This is a genomic window from Halomonas sp. PGE1, from assembly GCF_013000985.1.
GTDB classification, from domain to species: Bacteria; Pseudomonadota; Gammaproteobacteria; order Pseudomonadales; family Halomonadaceae; genus Halomonas; species Halomonas alkalicola.
On the sequence record NZ_CP053032.1, the window covers coordinates 1,515,165 to 1,538,678 of the forward strand.

Genomic DNA, 23,514 nt, shown 5'->3' on the forward strand with positions numbered 1-23,514 from the left:
CGAGAGAACAGACAAGGGAAACGACATGGCTACCGATATCAAGGCCCCAACCTTTCCGGAATCCGTTGCCGAAGGCAGCGTGGCTGCCTGGCACAAGAAGGCCGGTGACAGCGTCGAGCGCGACGAGCTGATCGTCGAGATCGAGACCGACAAGGTGGTGCTCGAGGTGCTGGCTCCCGAGGCCGGCACCCTCACCGAGGTGCTCGCCGAGGAGGGCGACACCGTCGAGTCCGAGCAGGTGCTGGGCCGCATCGGCGAGGGCAAGGCCAAGCCGGCAGCGGCCAAGGCCGAGCCGAAGAGCGACGCCAAGGCCGACGCGCCTGCCGCCAGCGGTGGCAAGCAGCACCAGGTGAAGGCGCCGACCTTCCCCGAGTCCATCCAGGAAGGCACCGTCGCCCGCTGGAACAAGCAGGTCGGCGAGAGCGTCAAGCGCGACGAGGTGCTGGCCGAGATCGAGACCGACAAGGTGGTGCTCGAGGTGGTGGCGCCGGGCGACGGCGTACTCACCGAGATCAAGGCCGAGGAGGGCAGCCAGGTCGAGTCCGAGGCCGTGCTGGCGATCTTCACCGAGGGCGCCGGTGGCGCCGCGACCGCCGCCGACGAGACCCCGGCCGCTTCCGCCGATGACGGCGCCAGCGACGAGAAGGTGGGCGACAAGATCCTCGCCCCCGCCGCTCGCAAGCTCGTCGCCGAGCACGACCTCGACGTCAGCGCGATCCAGGGCACCGGCAAGGGTGGCCGGATCCTCAAGGAGGACGTGCAGAAGGCCGTGAAGGAGGGCACCGCGAAGAAGGCCGCCAAGCCGGCCGCGCCCAAGCCTGCCGCCGCCGCGGCCCCCGCCTTCGAGGGCGAGCGCCCCGAGAAGCGCGTGCCGATGAGCCGTCTGCGCCAGACCATCGCCAAGCGCCTGGTCCAGGCCCAGCAGACCGCCGCCATGCTCACCACCTACAACGAGGTGGACATGAGTGCGGTGATGGCGCTGCGTGCCCAGTACAAGGACAGCTTTGCCAAGACCCACGACGTCAAGCTCGGCTTCATGGGCTTCTTCGTCAAGGCGGCCTCCGAGGCGCTCAAGCGCTTCCCGGACGTCAACGCCTCCATCGACGGTACCGATATCGTCTACCACGGCTACCAGGACATCGGCGTGGCGGTCTCCACCGACCGCGGCCTGGTCGTTCCGGTGCTGCGTGACACCGACAGCATGAAGATCGCCGACGTCGAGAAGGGCATCGGCGACTTCGGCAAGCGTGCTCGTGACGGCAAGCTGGGCATCGACGAGATGCAGGGCGGGACCTTCACCATCACCAACGGCGGTACCTTCGGCTCGCTGATGTCCACGCCGATCCTCAACCCGCCGCAGACCGCCATCCTGGGCATGCACAAGATCCAGGATCGCCCCATGGCGGTGGACGGCAAGGTCGAGATTCGCCCGATGATGTACCTGGCGCTCTCCTACGATCACCGCATGATCGACGGCAAGGACGCGGTGCGGTTCCTGGTCACCATCAAGGAACTGCTGGAAGATCCGGCGCGCCTGCTGCTGGACATCTGAGCGGAACGTGCCGCCGGGCGATCCCCGGCGGCACTCCATCCCAAGACACGCAAGGGGAGCCAACATGGCTGACAAGTTTGATGTGATCGTGATCGGTGCGGGCCCCGGCGGCTACGTGGCCGCCATCCGCGCCGCCCAGATGGGCCTGAAGACCGCCTGCGTCGAGAAGTGGATCGGCAAGGAAGGCAAGGTGGTGTTCGGCGGGACCTGCCTCAACGTGGGCTGCATTCCCTCCAAGGCGCTGCTCGAGGCCTCCCACAAGTTCGTCGAGGCCAAGCACGACTTCGCCGGCATGGGGATCCAGACCGGTGACGTCCAGATGGACGTCAAGAAGATGATCGCCCGCAAGGACACCATCGTTAAGAACCTCACCGGTGGCATCGCCGGCCTGTTCAAGGCCAACGGCGTGACCGGCATCGAGGGCACCGGCAAGGTGGTGGGCGCGAAGCAGGTCGAGGTCACCGACCTCGACGGCAAGGCGACCACCTATGAGGCGGACAACATCGTGATCGCCGCGGGCTCCGTGCCGGTGGAGATCCCGCCGACCCCGCTGACCGAGGGCCTGATCGTCGATTCCACCGGCGCGCTCGAGTTCACCGAGACGCCCAAGCGCCTGGGCGTGATCGGCGCCGGCGTCATCGGCCTGGAGCTCGGCAGCGTGTGGAACCGCCTGGGCTCCGAGGTCACCGTGCTCGAGGCCATGGACAGCTTCCTGCCGATGGTGGACGCCGCCATCGCCAAGGAGACCCAGAAGCTGCTCAAGAAGCAGGGCTTGGACATCAAGCTGGGCGCGCGGGTCACCGGCTCCGAGGTCAAGGGCCAGGAAGTCATCGTCAAGTACACCGACGGCGATGGCGACCAGGAGATGACCTTCGACAAGCTGATCGTCTGCGTGGGCCGCAAGCCCTATACCCAGGGTGTCGTGGCCGATGGTGTCGGCGTCGACCTCGACGAGCGTGGCTTCATCCACGTCGACGACCAGTGCCGCACCAGCGTGCCGGGCGTCTACGCCATCGGCGACTGCGTGCGCGGCCCGATGCTGGCCCACAAGGCCTCCGAAGAGGGCGTGATGGTCGCGGACATCATCGCCGGCCACAAGGCCGAGATGAACTACGATGCCATCCCCAACGTCATCTACACCTTCCCCGAGGTGGCCTGGGTCGGCCTGACCGAGCAGGAGGCCAAGGCCAAGGGCATCGAGGTCAAGGTTGGCAGCTTCCCGTTTGCCGCCAGCGGCCGCGCCATGGCCAACAACGCCACCGAGGGGCAGGCCAAGATCGTCGCCGACGCCGAGACCGACCGCGTGCTGGGCATGCACATCGTCGGCCAGCACGCCGGCGAGATGATCGCCCAGGGCGTCATCGCGCTGGAGTTCGGCTCCAGCGCCGAGGACCTGGCGCTGACCTGCTACGCGCACCCGACCATGTCGGAAGCCGTGCACGAGGCCGCCCTGGCGGTGGATGGCCACGCCATCCACATGGCCAATCGCAAGAAGCGCAAGTAAGCCGCACAACGAGCGCCGCCCATCGGGCGGCGCGCCCCTTCCGACCATGTATCGGCAGGGACGGTGGTGGTCCGAGACGTCCGCCCGAGGCGAAGCCGGACCACCGTTCGAGTCACATGCAACCAATGGCATGAATCGATGAACCTTCACGAGTATCAGGGCAAACAGCTGTTTGCCGACTACGGTCTGCCGGTGTCCAAGGGCTTCGCCGTCGACACCCCCGAAGAAGCCGCAGAAGCCTGCAAGAAGATCGGTGGCGACATGTGGGTCGTCAAGGCCCAGGTCCACGCCGGTGGCCGCGGCAAGGCCGGCGGCGTCAAGCTGATCAAGAGCCCGGAGGAGGCCAAGGCCTTCGCCGAGCAGTGGCTGGGCAAGAACCTGGTGACCTACCAGACCGACGCCAACGGTCAGCCGGTCGCCAAGATCCTGGTCGAGAACTGCACCGACATCGCCGAGGAGCTTTACCTGGGCGCCGTCGTTGACCGTGCCACCCGCCGCGTGGTCTTCATGGCCTCCACCGAGGGCGGTGTCGAGATCGAGAAGGTCGCCGAGGAGACTCCCGAGAAGATCCTCAAGGCCGAGATCGATCCGCTGGTGGGCGCTCAGCCCTACCAGGCGCGCGAGCTGGCCTTCGCCCTGGGCCTCAAGGGGGACCAGGTGAAGCAGTTCACCAAGATCTTCCTGGGCCTCTCCAAGCTGTTCCACGACAAGGATCTGGCGCTGCTGGAGATCAACCCCCTGGTGATCACCGACGAAGGCAACCTCCACTGCCTCGACGCCAAGCTCAATCTGGACAGCAACGCCCTCTACCGTCATCCGGACCTGCAGGCGATGCGCGACCCCTCCCAGGAGGACGCTCGCGAGGCCGAGGCGGCCGCATGGGAACTCAACTATGTGGCGCTGGATGGCAACATCGGCTGCATGGTGAACGGCGCCGGCCTGGCCATGGGCACCATGGACATCGTCAACCTGCACGGCGGCTCCCCGGCCAACTTCCTGGACGTGGGCGGCGGTGCCACCAAGGAGCGCGTGGCCGAAGCGTTCAAGCTGATCCTCTCCGACGATAATGTGAAGGCCGTGCTGGTCAACATCTTCGGCGGTATCGTGCGCTGCGACATGATCGCCGAGGGCATCATCGGTGCCGTCGAGCAGGTCGGCGTCAACGTGCCGGTCGTGGTGCGCCTGGAAGGCACCAACGCCGAGCTGGGCGCCGAGAAGCTGGCCTCCAGTGGTCTGAACATCATCGCTGCTACCAGCCTGACCGATGCGGCAGAGCAGGTCGTCAAGGCAGCGGAGGGCAAGTAATGAGTATCCTGATCGACAAGAACACCAAGGTCATCTGCCAGGGCTTCACCGGCGGCCAGGGGACCTTCCACTCCGAGCAGGCGATTGCCTACGGTACCCAGATGGTCGGCGGCGTGACCCCGGGCAAGGGTGGCCAGGAGCACCTGGGCCTGCCGGTGTTCAACACCGTCAAGGAAGCCGTGGAGAAGACCGGCGCCGAGGCCAGCGTGATCTACGTGCCGGCCCCGTTCTGCAAGGACTCCATCCTCGAGGCCGCCAACGCCGGCATCAAGCTGATCGTCTGCATCACTGAGGGCATCCCCACCCTCGACATGCTCGACGTCAAGGTGAAGTGCGACGAGTTGGGCGTGCGCCTGATCGGCCCGAACTGCCCGGGCGTGATCACTCCCGGCGAGTCCAAGATCGGCATCATGCCGGGTCACATCCACAAGCCGGGCAAGGTCGGTATCGTGTCGCGCTCCGGCACCCTGACCTATGAAGCCGTCAAGCAGACCACCGACTACGGCTTCGGCCAGTCCACCTGCGTGGGCATCGGTGGCGACCCGATCCCGGGCTCCAACTTCATCGACATCCTCGAGATGTTCGAGAAGGATCCGGCCACCGAGGCGATCGTGATGATCGGCGAGATCGGCGGCACCGCCGAGGAAGAGGCGGCGGCCTACATCAAGGCCAACGTCACCAAGCCGGTGGTCTCCTACATCGCCGGTGTGACCGCCCCTCCGGGCAAGCGCATGGGCCACGCCGGTGCGATCATCTCCGGCGGCAAGGGCACCGCGGACGAGAAGTTCGCCGCCCTCGAGGACGCCGGCGTCAAGACCGTGCGCTCCCTGGCGCAGATCGGCGATGCCCTGAAGGAAGTGACCGGCTGGTAAGCCACGCTTTCCTCGGGAAGATCAAAAGGGCGCCTTCGGGCGCCCTTTTGTGTGGGAAGATGTGCGCTACCGGGTCCGGACAGCCACACGGCGGCCAGTTGGCCGCCGTGCTGTTCACTGCTGCTGGGCCGCGAGGGCCTGGGTCTCAGTCGGCGGGACGCGCCACCAGCGAGCGGGTCTCCTCGCGGGCCTCCAGCAGGGCCACGCGGATATGGTCGCCCAGCTTGAAGCGCTCCTCGCTCTCCACCTGGATACGCCCCTCCTTGTCGTCGATGGCCACCTTGTCGCGATCGCTGTGGATCATCGGTGCCGGCACGAAGGCGGTGGCGCCATTGGCGGTGAGGCGCACGCGCATGCCGCCGCGGTTGATGGCGATGATCTCGGCGTCGAAGCTCTCCTGGGCCTCGGCGGCCGGGGTCAGGTAGCGCACATAGAGCCAGTCCTTGACGTCGCGCTCGGCCATGCGGTTGAGCCGGCGGCGCTCGGTGAGCTGCTCGGTGAGCGCCAGGCTCGCCTCGGCGGGGGCCTGCTCGCCCTTGAGCACCCGCTTGATCAGGCGGTGGTTGACCATGTCGCCATACTTGCGGATCGGCGAGGTCCAGGTGGCGTAGGCGGCAAGCCCCAGGCCGAAGTGCGGACCCGGCTTCGCCGACATGCTGGTGAAGCCCTGGAAGCGGCGCAGGCGGGCGTCGAGCCAGGCGTCGTCGCGCCCCTCGAGCTCGCGCTTGAGCTCCTTGTAGCGGGGCAGTTCGGTCAGGGCCTCCAGTGCCACCTCGATCTCCTGGCTGGCCAGGAAGTCGCGGGCCGCCTCGGCCTTGTCGTCCTCGAAGGCGCGGTGCACGTTGAAGATGCCGTGGCCCACGTGCTCGGCCAGCAGGTCGGCACAGCAGGCGTTGGCCGCGATCATCGACTCCTCGATCATGCGGTTGGCGATGCGCCGCTCCTCGGTGCGCACGTCCAGCACGTTGCCGGCCTCGTCCAGGTCGAAGACGTAGTCGGGACGGTCCTTGAACACCAGGGCGTGGGCGGCGCGCCAGGCGCTGCGGGCCTCGGTGAGGTCGCGCAGGGCCTTGAGCTGCTCGGCGATCTCGTCGGCCGGGGCCCAGTCGCCCTGGCCCTCAAGCCAGTCGGAGACGCGGTCATAGGCCAGCTTGGCTCGGGAGGTCGCGGTGGCGGCGAAGAAGCGATAGTCGCCCAGGCTGCCGTCGGCCTCCACGTTCAGGGTGCAGGCCAGCACCGGGCGCTCCTTGCCTTCCCACAGCGAGCAGAGGTCGTCGGCCAGCTGCTCTGGCAGCATGGTGACGTTCTGGCCCGGCAGGTAGACGGTGAAGGCGCGGGTGCGTGCCTCCAGGTCCGCCGCGTGACCCTCTTCCACATAGGCGGTGGGGTCGGCGATGGCCACGGTCAGCGCCCAGCCGCCCTCCTCGCGGGGCACGATGCGCAGGGCATCGTCCATGTCGCGGGTCTTCTCGCCGTCGATGGTGAAGAAGGGCTCGGCGGTGAGGTCCTCGCGAGCCAGGCCCTCGTCGCGCAGCGGCCAGTCGTCACCGGCATCCGGGCACTCCTGCTCCAGGGCGTGGCGGGCCAGGGTGACGCGCCAGGGCACGGCGGGGTCGTCGGCCTTGGCCACCAGCTCGTCGATCTGGGCGAAGAAACCGCGGTCGTCGGCCTTGAGGGGGTGACGGACCAGACGGGCGACGACCCAGTCGGCGTCGCCGATGGTGGCTTCGTCCAGGCTGCGCTTGATGCGCGCCTTGAGGGCGTTGTTGATGGAGGGGTGGTCGGGCACCACGGCCAGGCGGCCCTCGGCCTTCTGGACCCGGGCGATGAAGCGGTCGAGTCCCTGTTCGATCAGGGTGTCGGGTTCGACGCGCTTCTTGTCGCCTTCCTCATGCAGCACGGCGCCGACCCGATCGCCGTGGAGGACCAGCTTCATGGCGGGGGGCGGCACGAAGTAGGACTCGCCCTCGTCGGTCTCGAGGAAGCCGAAGCCCTTCTGGGTGGCCTTGATCACTCCCTCGACCCGGGGGGTGCTGGAGCGAATCTGTTGCTTGAGCTGGGCAAGCAGGGCGTTGTTCTGCAGCATGATCACGAACGTGTGGCGGGGGTAGGGGGCCACTATACGGACTCCCGGGGCGCGCGCCAAACGCGGGACAGCCCGGACGAGGGGAATCAGTCACTTGAGCCGGCGCCCGCCTCCCGACCGGAACGCAGACGGCGCCCTCAGGCGCCGTCGTCGTTGCGGTTGGCCGCGGGCTCAGCGCACGGTGATGACGGTGCAGTCGGCGGTATGGGCCACCTTGTGGGAGACGCTGCCGACCACGAAGCCTTGCAGGTTGCTCAGGCCGCGGCTGCCCATGACGATGGCGTCGACGCCGCGACGGCGCGCTTCGCTGAGGATGGTACGGGCCGGGTCGCCCTGGCCGATCACGGTCTCGATGTTGGTGGCGCCCTGCTCGCGGGCGGCCTCGGCGGCGCGGTCCATTACCTGCTTGCCGGCCTCCTGGCGCTCCTCGCGGCTGGCCTCGATGGCGATGGCGCCGATGCCCCACACCAGGGTGGTCTCGTGGGCAAGCTCTTCCGGGATATGCACCAGGTGCAGGGTGCAGCCCTCTTCCTGGCGGGCGAGCTGGCAGGCCACGGAGAGGGCCTTCTTGGCGTGCTCGGAACCGTCGACGGGCACCAGGATGGACTTGAACATAGCGGACTTCCTTGCTCGGTTGGATGGACGATGCCTTGATCGTAGCGCTTCGGGGCCACGCTGTCATGATCCCGGTCAAGGTGGCCGAGGCTCAGCGCCGCTCGTCCGGTGACTCGCGGCTCTCCAGCCGGCGCAGCTGCTGCCACAGCTCGCGGCGCAGATCGCCCAGGCGAGGGGTCGCGTTCTCCGCGAAGGGCAGCGGTCGCGTGAGCCGCTGGGTGCGCAGCCCCAGCCGGGCGCCGAGCAGCCCCACGCCCATGCCCTGGGCGGCACGGGTGGAGAGTCGCCCGGCCAGGTTCATCGACAGCAGTTCCATGCCGGCGTCGCTGGCCATCTCGGTGGCGCCGGCGAAGGCCATCTGGTGGAGCACCGCGCGCAGCAGCCGGATCCGCCCCGCATAGCTAAGCTCCAGGCCATAGAGACGGCACAGGCGGTCGATCATCGCCAGGCTGCGCCAGGCCACCAGCGCCATGTCCACCAGGGTCAAGGGGCTGACCGCCACCATGATCGCCGTCTCGCCGGACATCCGTGATACGAGCCGGCTCGCCTCGCGGTCGCGGGGGGCCAGCAGATGGTGGTCGAGCAGCAGCTGGATGTCCCGGCCGTCGTGGTGGGCCTGGCGGGCCGCCAGGAAGCCCTGCCAGTGGGGGTGGTCGTCCTCCAGGGCCAGGGCATGACGCAGCGCCTCGGCGGTGGCCAGGGCCTCGCGGGGCGTCGACTCGGGCAGGGCGGTGAGACGGTCGCGCAGCCGGTCATGGCGGCGCAGCCGGCGCAGCCGCCACAGCTCGCGCCCCAGCGCAGAGCCTCCCAGGGCCAGGGCCAGCAGCAGCAGCCCGCTCCAGGCGCCGGCCAGCCAGTTGCCGCCGAGGCCGGCGGCGTAGAGGGTCGTGCCGGCCTCCACGGCGCCGAGCCCAAGCGTGCCGCCGAGCAGGGCGAGCAGGCCCCAGCGTCGCCTGCGTGGCCGGGCCAGGCTCGTCTCCAGGGCGCGCTCGCCGGCGTCCGCTGGCGCCTCGGCCAGCGGGCGGCTCTCCAGGTCGGTGGCGAAGGCCGTGGCGGGGCGCGGGTCGCGGGCCGTGGGGGCCTCGGCGGGGTCGTTGGGTTCGGGGGAGAAGCGCTGGCCCGGTCGTGGGTCGCGGGGTTCGTTCATGTCGGCTCGCTCATGACAGCTTGTCTCCGATCAGCCAGTCCAGGGCGGCATCCATGCGGATATGGGGCAGGGCACCGCCCTCCAGGGGCAGCGGCCGAAAGGCCGGATAGGCGAACCCCTGGCGCGCCCAGAAGGCGTCATCGGGCAGGCGTTCCGGCACCTCGCCGGGATAGAGCAGCAGCGCTTCGCCGTCGAGCCCGGTGCCGCGCAGGGCGGGGGTGCGCTGGCCGCGATGCTCCACCTCGCGAGCCTCGCTGGCGCGGATGGCGGCAAGGGACAGGGCACGGACCGGCACGCTGGCGAAACGCAGGTCCTTCAGGGGCTCGGCCAGCAGCGCCTCGAGCAGCGCCACCAGGCGGGGGTGCTGCTCCGGGGTGACGTGGTCGGCCTTGGTGGCGGCGATGGCCAGGCGGTCGATGCGCGGCGCGAAGAGCCGCGAGAGCAGGCTGCGCTTGCCGTAATCGAAGCTCTGCATCAGGTTGGCGAGTGCCCGGGAGAGGTCCTGGAAGCGCTCCGGGCCGGCATTCAGCGCACCGAGCAGGTCCACCAGCACGATCTGGCGATCGAAGCGGCGAAAGTGGTCGCGGTAGAAGGGCTTCACGATGTGCTGCTGGTAGTACGCGAAGCGCCGCGCCAGGGTGGCGTAGTTGCTCTCGGGCGGCAGGGTGGCGAGCGCGGCGGGGTCCGCCTCGGCCACGCCGGGCAGCGGGAAGAACTGCAGCACCGGGGCGCCGGCGAGATCCCCCGGCAGCAGGAAGCGCCCCGGCTGCAGGTCGGCGAACCCCGCCTCCCGGGCGGCGCGCAGCCCCTCGGCATAGTGCTCGGCGATCTCGGCCAGGCGCGCCTCGTCGGCCTCGGCGGTGGGGTCGAGCGACTCCACGGCCGCGTGCCAGGCGGCGAAGTGGGCGCGGCGCTGCTCCCCCGCGAGGGCCTGCTGGCGGCGGCACCAGCTGGGGTAGTCATGGGCCAGCAGCGGCAGGTCGAGCAGCCATTCGCCGGGGTAGTCGAAGAGGTCCAGGGTGAGCTGGCGGGATTCGCCGCCGAGCCAGCCACGCTTCGCCGGGCGATAGCGCAGCACCAGGCGCAGCTCGCTGATGCCGCGGGTGGGCTCCGGCCAGCGCGGCGGCGTCTCGGCCAGTGCCGCCATGGCCTGGTCGTAGGGGAAGCGCGGGACGCCCAGGTCCTGCTGGTTGACCCGCCGGGCCCCCAGCAGCCGCCCCTGGCGGGCCGCCGGCAGCAGGTCGAGCCTGGCCTCCAGGCCGACATGGCGAAGCTGGTTGACCAGTGAGGTGAGGAAGGCGGTCTTGCCGGAGCGGGAGAGGCCGGTCACCGCCAGGCGCAGCTGGCGGTCGCGGCCGCGCTCGATCAGGTCATGGAGCTCGCGAGCCAGGGGCTGGCGCATGGGCAGGGCCTCCTCGGGGCTCAGCGGGGGCCGGCAAACATGGTGTAGAGCAGTGGGCTCGCGGCGATCACGAAGCCCGCGCCGGCCAGCAGGTAGCCGGGCACTCGATGTCGGGTGCGGTGGGCCAGGGTCAGGCCGCCGATGCAGACCAGCATGCCCACCAGGTTGAGGGTGAAGGAGGCCATCTCCATGAAATGCTGGGGCGACATGCGTGTTCCTCGGGTTGCCGTGCAGTGTGGGGAATGGTATCAGGTGTCGGGGTATCTCCGCAGGACCGACCAGGAGGACGCGCATGGCCAGGTTACCGGATACCGAGGCGGTGATTCGCTTCTGGTTCGACGAACTCACGCCGGCCCAGTGGTTTCGCAAGGATCCCGAGCTGGATGGCGAGATCGCGGCGCGCTTCGGCGAGCTGCTGGCGGCGGCGGGGCGCGGCGAGCTGTGGTCGTGGCGGCTCTCGGCCCGGGGGCGCCTGGCCGAGGTGATCGTGCTCGATCAGTTCTCGCGCAACATTCATCGGGACACCCCGCTGGCCTTCGCCCGGGACCCGGTGGCGCTGGTGCTGGCCCAGGAGGCCGTGGCCAGCGGCATCGATCACCGCCTGGAGGTGCCCTGGCGCGCCTTTCTCTATATGCCCTGGATGCACAGTGAGTCCCTGGCCATTCATGACGAGGCCCTGGGGCTCTTCGACCAGCCGGGCCTGGAGGAGCAGCTGCACTTCGAGCATCGCCATCGCGACATCATCCTGCGCTTCGGCCGCTACCCGCACCGCAACGCGATACTGGGTCGCCCCTCCACGCCGGAGGAGCTGGCCTTCCTCGACCAGCCCGGCTCGTCATTCTGAGCGCCGCTCGGGCTGTCCTGGATTCAACACGACACACTGCAAGGAGAGCGATATGGGACTGATTGCCTGGTTGATCATCGGCGGGCTGGCGGGGTGGATCGCCGGTCACATCATGCGCGGAGGCGGCTTCGGCATCCTCGGCAATATCGGCGTCGGCGTGGTGGGCGCGGTGATCGGCGGCTTCCTGTTCAGCCTGCTGGGGCTGCAGGCCGGGGGCTTCGTCGGCTCGCTGGTCACCGCCATCGTCGGGGCCGTGGTGCTGCTGTGGGTGATCTCGAAGGTCAGGAAGGCCTGACCCCCGCTGCCATGATGCCTGCCTGGCGCCCGGCTCCGGCCGGGCGTCGTCGTCTCTGGCGGCGGCTCAGCGTCCTGCGGGGCGGGGCAGGATGCGCCGATAGCGGTCCAGGGTGCGGTCGAGCCAGGCGCCGTTCAGCACCACCTCCTCGCGCCGGGCCGGCACGCTCAGCGCCAGCAGGAAGACCCCGTCGGCGGCGGGCTCCCCCGAGCCCAGGCGCCGGGCCAGGGCCGGGGGCAGGGCCTCCGGTCGCCGCCAGGCGAGGCGCAGGGCGCGCTGCTGGAGAAGGTACTGCAGGCGGGCGGCATCGGTGAGCACCGAGGCGGCACCCTCGGCCAGCCCCCGGGAGAGGCTCTCCAGGGTGCGATAGGCGGGGGCGCCCGCGGCCCGACAGGCGTGGGCCCCCTCCACGAAGCAGCGCTCGCGCTCCTCGGGAGTCTCGGGCCAGCGGCCGCCGGCCAGGCGCGCCCGGGTGGCAGGGTAGGCCAGGGTGATGGTGACCCCGGGGGTGCCGTCGGCCAGGGCGGTGGACGGCTCGGTGATGGCGCCGTGGTGAAGCTCCCCGCGCAGCCAGCGGTAGTCGCAGGCCTGCTGCACGGTGGCCTGGGCCTCCTGGGCGGTGTGGCTGGCACCCTGCAGGGAGCGTAGCAGGGAGAGGGTTCGCAGTATCACGGGATGGCCTCGCGGTGGACGCCGTCATCTTCCCGGCTGCGCCCGGCGATGACAAGGCCCCCCAACGCAAGCCCCCCAACACAAGCCCCCCAAGACAAGCCGCCCGGCGCAGAGCCGGGCGGTGAGCCGCTGGACGCGAGGCGGCGGGTCAGGCGGTGGTGGGCTGGCCCACCAGCTCCTTGAGGGAGGCCTCGACGATGGCCAGGCCCTCCTCCAGCACCTCGTCCTCGATGGTGACGGGCATCAGGAAGCGGATGGTATTGCCGTAGAGGCCGCAGGAGAGCAGCACCAGCCCCTTCTCGCGGGCGCGCTTGCACAGCGCCGCGGCCAGGTCGGCGTCCGGGGTGTGGTTGGCCCTGTCGGAAACGAGGTCGATGGCCGCCATGGCGCCCAGGTGGCGGCCGTTGTCCACGCAGTCGAAGGCCTGCTGCCACTTGGCGAAGCGCTTGCCCAGCTTCTCGCCCAAGGCCTGGCTCCTGGCGAGGATGTTCTCCTCCTCGAACACCTCGAGCACCGCCAGCACGGCCGCACAGGAGACCGGGCTGCCGGTGTAGGTGCCGCCCAGGGAGTTGGGGCCGGAGGCGTCCATGTGCACGTCGGTGCCTACCACGGCGGAGATCGGCATGCCGGCCGCCATGCTCTTGGCCATGGTGATCAGATCCGGCTCGACGCCGCTGTGCTCGATGGCGAACATCTTGCCGGTGCGGCCGAAGCCTGACTGCACCTCGTCGACGATCATCAGCATGCCGTGCTCGTCGCAGATCTCGCGCACCGCCTTGAGGAAGCTGGCCGGGGCGGGGTAGAAGCCGCCTTCGCCGAGCACCGGCTCCAGCACGATGGCTGCGGTATCGCGGGGGTTGGCGTCGGTCTTCAGCGCCATCTTGAGGCCGCGCAGGGCCTCGTCCTCGCTGACGCCGTGGTAGGGCACCGGGTAGGGGGCGCGGAAGACGTTGCCCGGCATGCTGCCGAAGTCGGCGGCGTAGGGGGCGACCTTGCCGTTCATGGCCATGGTCATGAAGGTGCGGCCGTGGTAGCCGCCGTCGAAGCAGATCACGTTGTTCTTGCCGGTGGCGGCGCGGGCGATCTTGACGGCGTTCTCGAGGGCCTCGGCCCCGGAGTTGGCCAGCATCACCTTGGCGTGGCCGCGCACCGGGGTGATCTGGCTGAGTTTCTCGGCCACCTTCACGTAGCCCTCGTAGGGCATCACGGTCTGGCAGGTGTGCATCACGCGGTCGAGCTGCGCCTTGACGGCCTCGACCACCTTGGGGTGGCGGTGACCGATGTTGAGTACGCCGATGCCGCCGGCGAAGTCGATGATGCGGTTGCCATCGGCATCCCAGATCACGGCGTTCTCGGTGCGATCGGCGAACTGGGTGGCGGGGCTGGCCGCGCCGTTGGCGACATAGCGCTTCTTCAGGTCGTTGAGTTCCGCGTTGGTCATGATGCCTCCGGTGGCAGAATAAGGGGGGCGAGAGCGGTCCGCGCTCCCACAGTCTAGTTCACTCTGCCAGGTTTGCCGGGGCGCGCAAGGGCAGGGCGCTCGGGGGCAGCAGCGGAACCGGAACCGGCAGAAGGCGCGCGTCGACCCATCGGCGCCGGCGGCGCTTTCCGCTACACTATGGCGCCGCAATACGCTGGCGGCCGCTGCCGTCCTTCTGACTGATGCCGAGGTGAGCCTTGATCGATCCGCTGAATGCCTGGTGGGCCCAGCAGCTGGTGCTGTGTGACTGGGCCTTCGACCCCGACCCGCTGAGCGTGGAACCTCAGGCCGCCCTGATGCGCCTGCACGGGCTGGGCGTGGCGGACCGCGGCGAGCTCGGCTGGCGCCTGGTGGAGTCCTTCGGCGTGGGCGGCAGCATGGCCGACCCGGCTCGCCTGCTGGCGGCCCTGGAGCTGGTCGCCCTGGCCGGTGCCGCGGGCTGGCTGGACGAGCGGGCCGGGCGCGCCTGGGCCCATCGTCTGGCCGCCGAGATCAGCGCCCATCACCGGGACCTGGATGCCTGGCTTTCTGCACTGCGTCGGGCGCGCAGCGCCGAGGGATGGGTGCGCGGCGATGACGGCTTCTTCGAGGCCTGCGAGGCGCTGGCTGCCCTCGAGCACGATGGCGATGGCATCACCTGGGAGCGTCTCGGCGAGTGGCTGGCGATCCACGATACGCTGCCGCCGCTGTGGCCCGTCGAGGAGGAGGCACAGGTGTGGCGTCTGCGCGCCGGCTTCGCGCCGGTGATAAGCGTGCCCGCCATCGAGGAGGACTGGTCGGGCCTGGCCGGCTGGCTGGGCGAGGCGTGGCAGATCCACCACCGTGACGACCTGATCCGTTCCCTGCTGTGGCTGGGCGGGCAGGGCGATCGTCAGGGCTGGGACCTGGACGCCACGCGGCTGCTGGAGAGCGATCCGGCGAGCCGCTATGCCTGGCTTCACAAGCTCGAGGAGGAGGATCAGCGCTATGGCCGGGTGCTGCTCGAGTTCATCGAGCACGGCGAGCCCCTGGAGTGGGCGGCCTGGGACTGGCTGCGGCTGATCGACCTGGCCTGGGCCGGGGCCTGCATGGGCTGGCTCAGCGGCCGGGAGGCCGCCGACTTCGCGCTTCACGGCGCCGACCTGGTGATGCATCGCTACAGCGACTGGGCGGCCCTGGCCCGGGCCTATCAGCGCGGCAGGAGCCTCTTCGAGGGGCGCAACCTGCTGAGCACCTTCGAGGCCGACTGGCGGCTGCTGCTGCAGTCGCCGGTCAGTCCCTGGCGCCCGGCCCTGCAGGGGCTCGTGGGCCAGGAGTCGCTGGAGCGCTCCCGGCAGGCCATTCGGGCCTGGCGGGCCGATCCCCGACACTGGGTGCTGGCCCTGGCCGCGGTGCGCGAGCCCGAGCTGGCGGCGCGCCAGGGGCCCGCCGGGCCGGTGTCGACGGCGCGCCGTGACGACGCCCTCCAGTACCTGGCCGAGACCCTCGACCTGCACCCCGACGAGGGCATCTCGGCGCTCTCCCGCTACTGGCTGCCGGCCCAGGCGCACCACCTCAACCAGCTGGCCGCCGATGCGGCCCATGGCGCCCTGCCGCCGGCGGAGACCTCCTTTGGCCACGCCGACCCGGCGGGGCTGGCAAGCCGCGATGCGCTGCGCCGCGGCAGCCGTCATGCGGCCACCATCCACATGGCCGAGAAGTACGCCTTCTATCTGCAGATGGCCATGGACTGCGAGGCCTTCGACGCCGAGGGGCTGGCGGCGCTGGCCGATGCCCTGCGCGCCTCGCTGTGCCGCTTCTATCCGGACCCCCGCCGCCTGCTGGAGGCCTGGGCGACCTGGGAGGGACTGCTGCCGGAGGAGGAGCAGCCTTCGTTGGTGGTCGAGATCCGCTGGCATGAGGAGGACCCCGGCAGCCTGTTTCACTGGCTCGACTGGCGTGCCGGCGAATGGCAGGAGCCGGGGCCGCGTCCCAGCCTGAACCTGTTCACCGCCATGGCACTGGTGGGGCCGCTCAACAGCCCGGCCTGGAGCCTGCCCCACCCGGAAAGCGAGCGTGAGCGCGTATCGATCCGCGAGTGGATCGATGGCCATTACGGGCTCCAGGGGGCCGAGGAGCTGGGCGAGTTCCTGGAGTTCCTGCTCGAGTCCGGCGACCGTCAGGAGTATCTGATCAACTACGCGCCCTACACCCTGAACGCCGCCCGGCTCGGCTCCGAGATCGCTACCCTGGAGTCCGGCGAGTGCAGCGACGAGGAGCGCACCCACCTGCTGCGCCTGCAGCGGGTGCGGGACAACGAGGACGGCTGCAACGAGACCGACATGGCCGCCTGGGACGTGGCTCAGGCGGTGGATCTGGCCATCGCCGCACGCCAGCTGGGCTGGCTGGAGGAGCGCGCCTTCGTGGCGGTGCTGGAGCGTGCCCATGGCCTGGCGGCAGCCCACTACTCGGGGTGGGAGGCCTATGCTCGCGGGCTCTACGCCGGCTTCTCCTTCTTCATGGGCGAGACCCCGGAGCGGGAGAGCTTCGTTGCCGGCTTTCGGCAGGCCCTGGTGGCCTGGCTGTCCGCGGCCCCGCCCCTGGCCGGGCCCTGGGCAAGCCTGGAGTTTCCCGGGGCACGCCCGCGCCACTGGGCGCCGATGCATATCGACACCCTGCCGGGTGATTCGCGCACCCTGCACTGAGAGCGCTTTCAGGGCTCGCCACCCGCTCGGGGCTGGTTTATAGTCGGCGAGTCTAAACAAGGCTCCACCTGTCGGGAGCCGTGTTCCACAGTGAGCCGCCGACAGGCCGCTCTGGCAGTGATACCGGTTGCCGGCACCACTGCCACAGCGATGACTCCCCCGAAGGCTGGCGCCCGCCGGCGCCGCCGGGGCGCGGCTCCGGTCAGAGGTCACCGCTGGAATGGACGTCACCTCGTCGTGCCGAGCCCTGTGTGTTGTCGTGTCGCTGGCCCTGCTGGCCGGCTGTGCCTCCGCTCCTCGCGATGTCGCCTCCCGCGACGCCGAGGAGCCCTACTTCGCCCGTCAGCTGCCCGGGATATCCGGCGACTGGGGGCTGGCCATGTCGCCGGTGGACAATCCGATTCTGGAGGCGCGCGCCCTCGGCAATCCCCCGCCCGCCCTGATCCAGCAGGCGCTGCTGGCCCAGCATGAACGCTGGGTCGGTACGCCCTACCGCATTGGCGGCACCTCCTCCAGCGGGATCGACTGCTCGGCGCTGGTGCAGAGCGTCTTCGAGGAGACCTTCCGCGTCTCCCTGCCGCGCACCACCGGCGAGCAGGTCCACCAGGGGGCGCCGGTCGAACGCAGCGAACTGGTACCCGGCGACCTGGTCTTCTTCCGCCCGCCGGGCCGCTATGACCACGTCGGCATCTACCTGGGCGAGGGGCGCTTTCTGCATGCCTCCACCTCCCGGGGGGTGATGATCTCCGAGCTCGACAACCGCTACTGGCAGCGCTACTACTGGCAGGCCCGTCGCACCCTGGAGCCCACCACCCTGGCCCAGCGTGTGATGGTCGGCGACCAGGGCTGAATCGCGCCGCGGTCGCGGCGAGCCGGCGACCGTCGCCGCCCGTGGGCCGGCCCGCCGGCCCGCTGCTCCCATGACCGCAGGCGTTCACGCCATGATCCAGATTCGAACCCGTGCCTGGTGGCGCGCTACCCTGGCTCTCAGCCTGGGTTCCTTCCTCGTCTTCATCAATCTCTACGCCCCTCAGCCGCTGCTGCCGGAGCTGCGCGAGGCCTATGGGGTCTCCACCCTGGCCGTGGGGCTGGTGATGTCGGTCGCGACCCTTGCCCTGGCGGCCTCGCTGCTGGTCTTCGGTCCGCTGTCGGACGCCATCGGTCGCGCGGCCATCATGCGCCTGACGCTGCTGGCGGCCGGCGCGCTGTCGCTGGGTCTGTCACTGGCACCCAGCTTCGAGGTGCTGCTGGTGCTGCGCGGGCTGCAGGGCTTCGTGCTGGGCGGGCTGCCGGCGGTGGCCATCGCCTGGATGGGGGACGAGTTCGAGCCTTCGGCGATGCTGCCGGCGATTGGCCTCTATATCGGTGCCAACTCCCTGGGCGGGATCAGCGGCCGCCTGGTGGGCGGGGCCGTGGGGGAGGTGGCCGGCAGTTCCGCCAGCTTCCTGGCGGTAGGCGTGATCACACTGGTGGGGCTGGTGGTGTTCTGGAAGCTGCTGCCGGCGGCCAGGGGCTTCGTGCCACGCCGTTTCGAGCTGCGCGGCGCAGCGCGAGATCTCGCCGGGCACCTGCGTAACCCGTTGCTGCTGGCCGCCTACCTGCTGGGCGGGCTCAACTTCCTGATCTTCATCAACCAGTACAGCTACCTGACCTTCCGCCTGGCCCAGGCGCCCTTCGAGCTGGGGCCGAGCGTGCTGGGGCTGGTCTTCCTGACCTATCTGGGGGGCACCCTGGGCTCATCGCTCTCCGGCCGGCTGGCGCGGCGCCTGACACCGCCAGCCTGCATGATGCTGGGCATCCTGATCCTCATGGGTGGGACCCTGGTGACCCTGGCGGGGTCGCTGGCGCTGATCGTGCTCGGCCTGACCATCAACGCCTTTGGTTTCTTCCTGGCCCACGCCATGGCCTCGAGCTGGGTGGGACGCCATGCCGGACAGGCCAGGGGCAGCGCCTCGGCGCTCTATCTGGTCTTCTACTACAGCGGCGCCAGTCTGGGGGCCTTCTGGCTGGAACCCTTCTGGCAGGTCGGGGCCTGGCCCGGGGTCGCGCTGGCCTCCTGGTTGGTGCTGGGCGTCACCCTGGCGATTGCCGCCTGGCTGTGGCGACGACAGCGCCCATGAAAAACCCCTGCCGATGGCAGGGGGCGAAGAGAGGGGAGCGGCCTGATGGGTGACGCCTTGTCACTCCTCGTGGGCGGTCTCCTCGCGGTTCTCGCCGGCGCGGACTTCGGCCCAGGCCTCTTCCAGGGTGCAGCTCAGGCGGGAGTCGAGGGTGTCGACCACTTCGAGAGCGTGCTGGAGGGACTGTCGGTCGCCCTTCAGGGCAACCACCAGCCTGGCCAGGTCCTGCTTGCTGAAGCTGTCGGCGATACGCTCGGCCTGTTCGCTCAGTTCGGTGGCGTTCATGGTGTCTTCCTCGTGTCAGGTCATCACGGCGCTGGTCAATGCTGTCTGCGGGGAGTCGGGATGGCGGCACACCCTCCTGATCCATGATGTCACTATGGTCCAGGCCCTTTTTTGCCGCAATGCATCATTGGGTGAACCCCCGGTTGTAGCTCGACTACATGGCCGCCCCGCCCGGGAGGCCGGGCAGGGGACTTTCACATTCCTTGAGCGATTTCGGGCTAGAATGAGCCGCACATAGATAGCCTGCGCTGGTCAAAGCGTTACAGACTGGCATAGAATCCCGTTAGCAAACACTGTTCACTAATCTGGCCATTCCTCTCCGGACGTCCCGGAGCCTGCTCCCACATGACGGGGACCGGCAGCCTTTCTTCAGGAGGTTTTTCATGAAGCGACTTCTTCCCATCCTTGCCATCGGTGCCCTGACCCTGGCTGGCTGCGCCAATACCTCGACGATGGGCGGCAACGTCTACCGTGGCAGCCAGGCCGGCACCGCCCAGACCGTGACCTTCGGCACCATCGAGGCCGTGCGCCAGGTGCAGATCCAGGCCGACAGCCGCGCCGGGGGCATCGTCGGCACCGGCGGTGGTGCCGTGGTCGGTGGCCTGCTGGGCCGCCAGGTAGGTGGCGGCAGCGGTCGCGACCTGGCGACTGCCGCCGGTGTGATCGGTGGCGCCGTGGCTGGCTCGCGCATCGAGGAGGCCACCAACCGCGTCAACGCCCTGGAGATGGAGATCCGTCGCGATGACGGCCAGCGCGTGGTGATCGTCCAGAAGGCCGACCAGCGTTTCCAGACCGGCCAGCGCGTGCGCCTGATCGGCAGCGGTGCCAACATGACCGTGGCTCCCTACTGAGCGCCGCGACGCCTGGCCCGGTTACGGGTTAACCGGGGCCGGGCATAGCGCAGCGCTGAAAGCAGAAGGCCCGCGGAGAGATCCGCGGGCCTTCTGCCATTCGGCGATCAAGCGCTGCCACTCCGGCAGCGCTGCTGGCTCAGTGCAGGTCGACCTTGTTCATCGCCCAGCTAGCAAGCTTCCAGCCGACGAGGCCGATGATCACGGCCAGCACCACGGTCAGCAGGATGTCCACCGGGCGCACCAGGACGGTGGCCCCCAGGATGGCAAGCGAAAGCCCCCAGAGGGTGCGATTGTCGCCGCGGCTCTTGAGCAGCGAGGGCAGCACGCGGTCCAGCGCCGGACTCACGCTGTCCCAGCGCTTGAAGGTGAGGAAGAGAATCGCTGCGAAAGCGATCAGCCAGAGCACTACTTGGATCATGGGCAGATCTCCAGACAAGGGGTGAAAGGCGGGTCATCAAAAAGGTGCGAGCTAGGTTAGCCGCGGCCGCACTCGGGCGCAACCGTCCATAGGTCAACCCTGAGGGCATGCCATTTACCGGCGGCTGACGGCTGCCGGCCGGGTGCGTGAACGCCTTTCAGGATGCCGTTTGCGATCCTGAAAATCCGCCATGCCCCTGACAGCCACCCCCGCGCCGCGTTACCATGCCGGGACATGCACTCACCGAAAGGTTCATTAATGCAGATTGCGCAGAACTCCGTTGTCGCGTTCCACTACACCCTGACCAACGACTCAGGTGAGGTGCTGGACAGTTCGGAAGGCCGCGAGCCGCTGACCTACCTCCATGGCGCCGGCAACATCATTCCGGGCCTCGAGAAGGAACTGGAAGGCCGCCAGGCGGGAGACTCCCTCAACGCCGTGGTATCACCGGCCGAAGGCTATGGCGAGAAGCAGGAGCAGCTGGTGCAGGAAGTGCCCCGCGATGCCTTCCAGGGCGTCGAGGGCATCGAGCCGGGCATGCAGTTCCAGGCCCAGACTCAGGGCGGCCCGCTGATGGTCACCGTGACCAAGGTCGAGGGTGACACCGTCACTGTCGACGGCAACCACCCGCTGGCCGGCCAGACCCTGAACTTCGCCGTCGAGATCGCCTCGGTGCGTGAGGCCAGCCAGGAAGAGATCGAGCACGGCCACGTGCACGGCGAGGGCGGTCACCAGCACTGAGCGGTGTCCGACAGCCGACGCGGCGCTCGCCGCACGTAACAGAAGGGGCAGCCTGGGGGCTGCCCCTTCTGTTTGCGCTAGCGACGGCGGCGAAAGCCTGGCGAGCAGGCACAAAAAAAGGGGAGGCAGCTGCCTCCCCCAAGTTCCAGTTTTACCGCAGTGCCATGATCAACCGATCCGGTATCAGCCGAACTGGTTCATGGTGTTGTCCTTGCCACCGGCCTTCAGTGCGGCCTCGCCGTGGAAGAACTCCTTGTGGTCGTCTCCGATGTTGGAGCCGGCCATGTCCTGGTGCTTGACGGTGGCGATACCCTGACGGATCTCGCGGCGCTGCACGCCCTCCACGTAGGCCAGCATGCCCTCGTCGCCGAAGTAGCCCTTGGCCAGGTTGTCGGTGGAGAGAGCCGCCGTGTGGTAGGTCGGCAGGGTGATCAGGTGGTGGAAGATGCCCGCCTCGCGAGAGGAGTCGCGCTGGAAGTTGCGGGTCCACTCGTCGGCCAGCTGGGCCAGCTCGGTGGCGTCGTACTCCGGGCTCATCAGCTTGGCGCGGTCGTAGGCGGAGACATCCTTGCCTTCCTTCTCCCAGGCGTCGAACACCTGCTGGCGGAAGTTGAGGGTCCAGTTGAAGGAGGGCGAGTTGTTGTAGACCAGCTTGGCGTCCGGCACCGCCTGGCGGATGCGGTTGACCATGCCGGCGATCTGGCCGACGTGGGGCTTCTCGGTCTCGATCCAGATCAGGTCGGCGCCGTTCTGCAGGCTGGTGATGCAGTCCAGCACCACGCGGTCCTCGCCGGTGCCCGGCTTGAACTGGAAGAGGCCGGAAGCGAGACGCTTGAGCTTCTTCAGCTTGCCTTCGGACTTGATGACCACGTCGCCGTTGTCGATCTGGTCGGCGCTGTCGATGTAGTCGCCGTCGAGGAAGCTGTTGTACTGGTCGCCCAGGTCGCCCGGCTCGTTGGTCACGGCGATCTTCTGGGTCAGGCCGGCGCCCAGGGAGTCGGTGCGGGCGACGATGACGCCATCGTCAACGCCAAGCTCCAGGAAGGCGTAGCGCACGGCGTTGATCTTGGCCAGGAAGTCCTCGTGGGGCACGGTGACCTTGCCGTCCTGGTGGCCGCACTGCTTCTCGTCGGAGACCTGGTTCTCGATCTGGATGCAGCAGGCACCCGCCTCGATCATCTGCTTGGCCAGCAGGTAGGTGGCCTCGGCGTTGCCGAAACCGGCATCGATGTCGGCGATGATCGGCACCACGTGGGTCTCGTGGTTGTCGATCTGCTTCACCAGCTCGGCGGCCTTGGCGCTGTCGCCGGCCTGGTTGGCCTCTTCCAGAGCGCGGAACAGGTGGTTCAGTTCCCAGGCGTCGGCCTGGCGCAGGAAGGTGTAGAGCTCACCGATCAGGCCGGAGACGGCGGTCTTCTCGTGCATGGACTGGTCGGGCAGCGGGCCGAACTCGGAGCGCAGGGCGGCGACCATCCAGCCGGAGAGGTAGAGGTAGCGACGCTTGGTGGTGCCGAAGTGCTTCTTGATGGAGATCAGCTTCTGCTGGCCGATGAAGCCGTGCCAGCAGCCCAGGGACTGGGTGTACTGGGCGGTGTCGGCGTCGTAGGCGGCCATGTCTTCCCGCATGATCTTGGCGGTGTACTTGGCGATGTCCAGGCCAGTCTTGAAGCGGTTCTGGGCACGCATGCGGGCGGCGCTCTCGGGGCTGATGTCCGCCCACTTGCCTTGCATGGCTTCACGCAGCTGGGACAGTGCCTTGATATCGTCCTGGTATGACATGGTGTCATCCTCTCCTGGTCTGGTCGTTGGCTTGCCGGTGTCGCTTATGCTGCACCTGCGAAGTGGAGTCAGGTTCGTTCATCGCCGGCGGCTTGTCTCTGCGGCCTTGGTCGAACCCGGGCGAATTTGAAACGAATGTATGAAGGCGCTCGCAAGGCCGGTGTCAAACAGTCGTTTCGTCGTCCGCCATGGCAAGCACTATGGCCCATGGCCATGGGCTTCAACAATGGGCTCTTTGGGGAAGAAGGCGTTGTAACTCGACTACAAACAGGGCCGAAATGGCCCTGCCCGTGTAGTCAATTTTCGTTTGAAAGGTGGTTAGCCGGCTCAGGAACAGGCCAGCGGAAGGCGCATATTGCGGTGCAAGATACCGGCGTCGAGGAATTCGTCACCGAAGGGAATGAAGCCCAGCCGTGCGTAGAAGGCGAGGGCGTGGGTCTGGGCGGCGAGCTCCACGGCGGGGTGGCCGTCGCGGCGGGCGGCCTCGATGGCCGCCGCCATCAGCGCCGCGCCGATCCCGGAGCCGCGGGCCCTGGCGAGCACCGCTACGCGGCCGATATGGGCGTCGGGCAGCAGGCGGGCGGTGCCCACCGGGAGCCCCTCCAGCAGGGCGAGGAAGTGGCGGCACTCGGGGTCGCGGCCGTCCCACTCCTCCTCGAGGGGGACGCGCTGCTCCTCGATGAAGACCATCCGGCGGATCTCGGTGGCCTCGGCGCCCAGCGCCTCCCAGCTCCCCTCGCGAATCTCCAGCTTGGCATTTTGCATGTTATCCCTTCCCATGCTCGGGGCTGATCCAGCGGCAGGCCTACGAGGAGGCGCTGTAAATACATCCCTGTAAGCTACTTTTGCCTTCCCTGGCAAAAGACCTCCTCTTTGGCCT

The 23,514-nt window shown here is 68.8% G+C and carries 22 protein-coding genes; 11 read left to right on the forward strand and 11 right to left on the reverse strand.

The window, feature by feature from the left end; translation table 11 throughout:
- The first annotated feature begins 25 nt into the window (after positions 1-25).
- From odhB to sucD, 4 genes are all read left to right on the forward strand, one after another.
- The gene (gene odhB / locus HIR79_RS07145; protein ID WP_169957806.1) at positions 26-1,552 is read left to right on the forward strand and encodes a 2-oxoglutarate dehydrogenase complex dihydrolipoyllysine-residue succinyltransferase; all 1,527 of its coding nucleotides are present in this window, start codon (positions 26-28) and stop codon (positions 1,550-1,552) included.
- A gap of 64 nt (positions 1,553-1,616) precedes the next feature.
- The gene (gene lpdA, locus HIR79_RS07150; protein WP_169957807.1) at positions 1,617-3,056 is read left to right on the forward strand and encodes a dihydrolipoyl dehydrogenase; all 1,440 of its coding nucleotides are present in this window, start codon (positions 1,617-1,619) and stop codon (positions 3,054-3,056) included.
- A 138-nt stretch (positions 3,057-3,194) separates the two neighbouring features.
- On the forward strand, positions 3,195-4,361 hold the full coding sequence (gene sucC / locus HIR79_RS07155; RefSeq protein ID WP_110068254.1) for an ADP-forming succinate--CoA ligase subunit beta: 1,167 nt from the start codon (positions 3,195-3,197) through the stop codon (positions 4,359-4,361).
- Positions 4,361-5,233: a succinate--CoA ligase subunit alpha gene (gene sucD, locus HIR79_RS07160; protein ID WP_110068253.1), complete on the forward strand. Its 873-nt coding sequence runs from the start codon at positions 4,361-4,363 to the stop codon at positions 5,231-5,233. Before sucC ends, sucD begins: the two co-directional genes overlap by 1 nt.
- A 145-nt stretch (positions 5,234-5,378) precedes the next feature.
- Here sucD and HIR79_RS07165 read toward each other — a convergent pair whose 3' ends face one another.
- The 5 genes from HIR79_RS07165 to HIR79_RS07185 form a co-directional block, all read right to left on the reverse strand.
- Complete coding sequence (locus HIR79_RS07165) at positions 5,379-7,319, reverse strand: exoribonuclease II (protein WP_169959506.1); 1,941 nt, start codon at positions 7,317-7,319, stop codon at positions 5,379-5,381.
- Positions 7,320-7,490: 171 nt separating this feature from the next.
- Positions 7,491-7,934, reverse strand: a complete 444-nt coding sequence (locus tag HIR79_RS07170; RefSeq protein WP_110068252.1) for a universal stress protein — start codon at positions 7,932-7,934, stop codon at positions 7,491-7,493.
- 91 nt (positions 7,935-8,025) lie between these two features.
- Positions 8,026-9,081: a YcjF family protein gene (locus HIR79_RS07175; RefSeq protein ID WP_169957808.1), complete on the reverse strand. Its 1,056-nt coding sequence runs from the start codon at positions 9,079-9,081 to the stop codon at positions 8,026-8,028.
- Between the two features lie 10 nt (positions 9,082-9,091).
- A complete protein-coding gene (locus HIR79_RS07180; protein WP_110068250.1) occupies positions 9,092-10,483 on the reverse strand; it encodes a YcjX family GTP-binding protein in 1,392 nt (463 codons plus the stop codon).
- Positions 10,484-10,503: 20 nt separating this feature from the next.
- Entirely contained in the window at positions 10,504-10,692 is a 189-nt protein-coding gene (locus tag HIR79_RS07185) for a hypothetical protein (RefSeq protein ID WP_110068249.1), read from the reverse strand.
- Between the two features lie 83 nt (positions 10,693-10,775).
- Between HIR79_RS07185 and HIR79_RS07190 the strand changes: the two genes are divergently transcribed.
- Positions 10,776-11,327, forward strand: a complete 552-nt coding sequence (locus HIR79_RS07190; protein WP_110068248.1) for a DUF924 family protein — start codon at positions 10,776-10,778, stop codon at positions 11,325-11,327.
- Positions 11,328-11,379: 52 nt separating this feature from the next.
- A complete protein-coding gene (locus HIR79_RS07195; protein WP_110068247.1) occupies positions 11,380-11,622 on the forward strand; it encodes a GlsB/YeaQ/YmgE family stress response membrane protein in 243 nt (80 codons plus the stop codon).
- 66 nt (positions 11,623-11,688) lie between these two features.
- Here HIR79_RS07195 and HIR79_RS07200 read toward each other — a convergent pair whose 3' ends face one another.
- Together HIR79_RS07200 and gabT are read right to left on the reverse strand one after the other, a co-directional pair.
- Complete coding sequence (locus HIR79_RS07200) at positions 11,689-12,294, reverse strand: hypothetical protein (protein WP_169957809.1); 606 nt, start codon at positions 12,292-12,294, stop codon at positions 11,689-11,691.
- A 148-nt stretch (positions 12,295-12,442) separates the two neighbouring features.
- The gene (gene gabT, locus HIR79_RS07205; RefSeq protein ID WP_169957810.1) at positions 12,443-13,735 is read right to left on the reverse strand and encodes a 4-aminobutyrate--2-oxoglutarate transaminase; all 1,293 of its coding nucleotides are present in this window, start codon (positions 13,733-13,735) and stop codon (positions 12,443-12,445) included.
- 236 nt (positions 13,736-13,971) lie between these two features.
- On the opposite strand from gabT, the gene HIR79_RS07210 reads away from it, so the two are divergent.
- From HIR79_RS07210 to HIR79_RS07220, 3 genes are all read left to right on the forward strand, one after another.
- Positions 13,972-16,437 (forward strand): DUF1266 domain-containing protein, encoded by a 2,466-nt coding sequence (locus tag HIR79_RS07210; protein WP_169957811.1) that lies wholly within the window; start codon positions 13,972-13,974, stop codon positions 16,435-16,437.
- Between the two features lie 220 nt (positions 16,438-16,657).
- Positions 16,658-17,287, forward strand: a complete 630-nt coding sequence (locus tag HIR79_RS07215) for a C40 family peptidase (protein WP_169957812.1) — start codon at positions 16,658-16,660, stop codon at positions 17,285-17,287.
- A 91-nt stretch (positions 17,288-17,378) separates the two neighbouring features.
- The gene (locus HIR79_RS07220) at positions 17,379-18,557 is read left to right on the forward strand and encodes an MFS transporter (RefSeq protein WP_110068242.1); all 1,179 of its coding nucleotides are present in this window, start codon (positions 17,379-17,381) and stop codon (positions 18,555-18,557) included.
- Between the two features lie 60 nt (positions 18,558-18,617).
- Here the strand turns inward: HIR79_RS07220 and HIR79_RS07225 are convergent, their stop codons facing one another.
- A complete protein-coding gene (locus HIR79_RS07225; protein ID WP_110068241.1) occupies positions 18,618-18,842 on the reverse strand; it encodes a hypothetical protein in 225 nt (74 codons plus the stop codon).
- 383 nt (positions 18,843-19,225) lie between these two features.
- On the opposite strand from HIR79_RS07225, the gene HIR79_RS07230 reads away from it, so the two are divergent.
- Entirely contained in the window at positions 19,226-19,693 is a 468-nt protein-coding gene (locus tag HIR79_RS07230; protein ID WP_110068240.1) for an outer membrane lipoprotein, read from the forward strand.
- Between the two features lie 139 nt (positions 19,694-19,832).
- Here HIR79_RS07230 and HIR79_RS07235 read toward each other — a convergent pair whose 3' ends face one another.
- Entirely contained in the window at positions 19,833-20,114 is a 282-nt protein-coding gene (locus HIR79_RS07235) for a hypothetical protein (RefSeq protein ID WP_110068239.1), read from the reverse strand.
- Positions 20,115-20,372: 258 nt separating this feature from the next.
- Here HIR79_RS07235 and HIR79_RS07240 point away from each other — a divergent pair, with 258 nt between their 5' ends.
- Positions 20,373-20,855 (forward strand): FKBP-type peptidyl-prolyl cis-trans isomerase, encoded by a 483-nt coding sequence (locus tag HIR79_RS07240; protein ID WP_110068238.1) that lies wholly within the window; start codon positions 20,373-20,375, stop codon positions 20,853-20,855.
- 183 nt (positions 20,856-21,038) lie between these two features.
- Here the strand turns inward: HIR79_RS07240 and HIR79_RS07245 are convergent, their stop codons facing one another.
- Together HIR79_RS07245 and HIR79_RS07250 are read right to left on the reverse strand one after the other, a co-directional pair.
- Entirely contained in the window at positions 21,039-22,634 is a 1,596-nt protein-coding gene (locus tag HIR79_RS07245; RefSeq protein ID WP_169957813.1) for an isocitrate lyase, read from the reverse strand.
- 327 nt (positions 22,635-22,961) lie between these two features.
- Positions 22,962-23,399, reverse strand: coding sequence for a GNAT family N-acetyltransferase (locus HIR79_RS07250; RefSeq protein ID WP_169957814.1), 438 nt, complete (start codon positions 23,397-23,399; stop codon positions 22,962-22,964).
- Between the last annotated feature and the right edge of the window lie 115 nt (positions 23,400-23,514).

Bases quoted from the DNA above. Each gene is read 5' to 3' on its own strand.
- HIR79_RS07220 (WP_110068242.1), top strand. From the start codon at position 17,379: ATGATCCAGATTCGAACCCGTGCCTGGTGGCGCGCTACCCTGGCTCTC.
- HIR79_RS07235 (WP_110068239.1), bottom strand. From the start codon at position 20,114: ATGATCCAAGTAGTGCTCTGGCTGATCGCTTTCGCAGCGATTCTCTTC.
- odhB (WP_169957806.1), top strand. From the start codon at position 26: ATGGCTACCGATATCAAGGCCCCAACCTTTCCGGAATCCGTTGCCGAA.
- HIR79_RS07240 (WP_110068238.1), top strand. From the start codon at position 20,373: ATGCAGATTGCGCAGAACTCCGTTGTCGCGTTCCACTACACCCTGACC.
- HIR79_RS07245 (WP_169957813.1), bottom strand. From the start codon at position 22,634: ATGTCATACCAGGACGATATCAAGGCACTGTCCCAGCTGCGTGAAGCC.
- gabT (WP_169957810.1), bottom strand. From the start codon at position 13,735: ATGACCAACGCGGAACTCAACGACCTGAAGAAGCGCTATGTCGCCAAC.
- HIR79_RS07185 (WP_110068249.1), bottom strand. From the start codon at position 10,692: ATGTCGCCCCAGCATTTCATGGAGATGGCCTCCTTCACCCTCAACCTG.
- HIR79_RS07180 (WP_110068250.1), bottom strand. From the start codon at position 10,483: ATGCGCCAGCCCCTGGCTCGCGAGCTCCATGACCTGATCGAGCGCGGC.
- lpdA (WP_169957807.1), top strand. From the start codon at position 1,617: ATGGCTGACAAGTTTGATGTGATCGTGATCGGTGCGGGCCCCGGCGGC.
- sucC (WP_110068254.1), top strand. From the start codon at position 3,195: ATGAACCTTCACGAGTATCAGGGCAAACAGCTGTTTGCCGACTACGGT.
- HIR79_RS07190 (WP_110068248.1), top strand. From the start codon at position 10,776: ATGGCCAGGTTACCGGATACCGAGGCGGTGATTCGCTTCTGGTTCGAC.
- HIR79_RS07225 (WP_110068241.1), bottom strand. From the start codon at position 18,842: ATGAACGCCACCGAACTGAGCGAACAGGCCGAGCGTATCGCCGACAGC.
- HIR79_RS07170 (WP_110068252.1), bottom strand. From the start codon at position 7,934: ATGTTCAAGTCCATCCTGGTGCCCGTCGACGGTTCCGAGCACGCCAAG.
- HIR79_RS07215 (WP_169957812.1), top strand. From the start codon at position 16,658: ATGGACGTCACCTCGTCGTGCCGAGCCCTGTGTGTTGTCGTGTCGCTG.
- HIR79_RS07195 (WP_110068247.1), top strand. From the start codon at position 11,380: ATGGGACTGATTGCCTGGTTGATCATCGGCGGGCTGGCGGGGTGGATC.
- HIR79_RS07165 (WP_169959506.1), bottom strand. From the start codon at position 7,319: ATGCTGCAGAACAACGCCCTGCTTGCCCAGCTCAAGCAACAGATTCGC.
- HIR79_RS07175 (WP_169957808.1), bottom strand. From the start codon at position 9,081: ATGAACGAACCCCGCGACCCACGACCGGGCCAGCGCTTCTCCCCCGAA.
- HIR79_RS07230 (WP_110068240.1), top strand. From the start codon at position 19,226: ATGAAGCGACTTCTTCCCATCCTTGCCATCGGTGCCCTGACCCTGGCT.
- sucD (WP_110068253.1), top strand. From the start codon at position 4,361: ATGAGTATCCTGATCGACAAGAACACCAAGGTCATCTGCCAGGGCTTC.
- HIR79_RS07250 (WP_169957814.1), bottom strand. From the start codon at position 23,399: ATGCAAAATGCCAAGCTGGAGATTCGCGAGGGGAGCTGGGAGGCGCTG.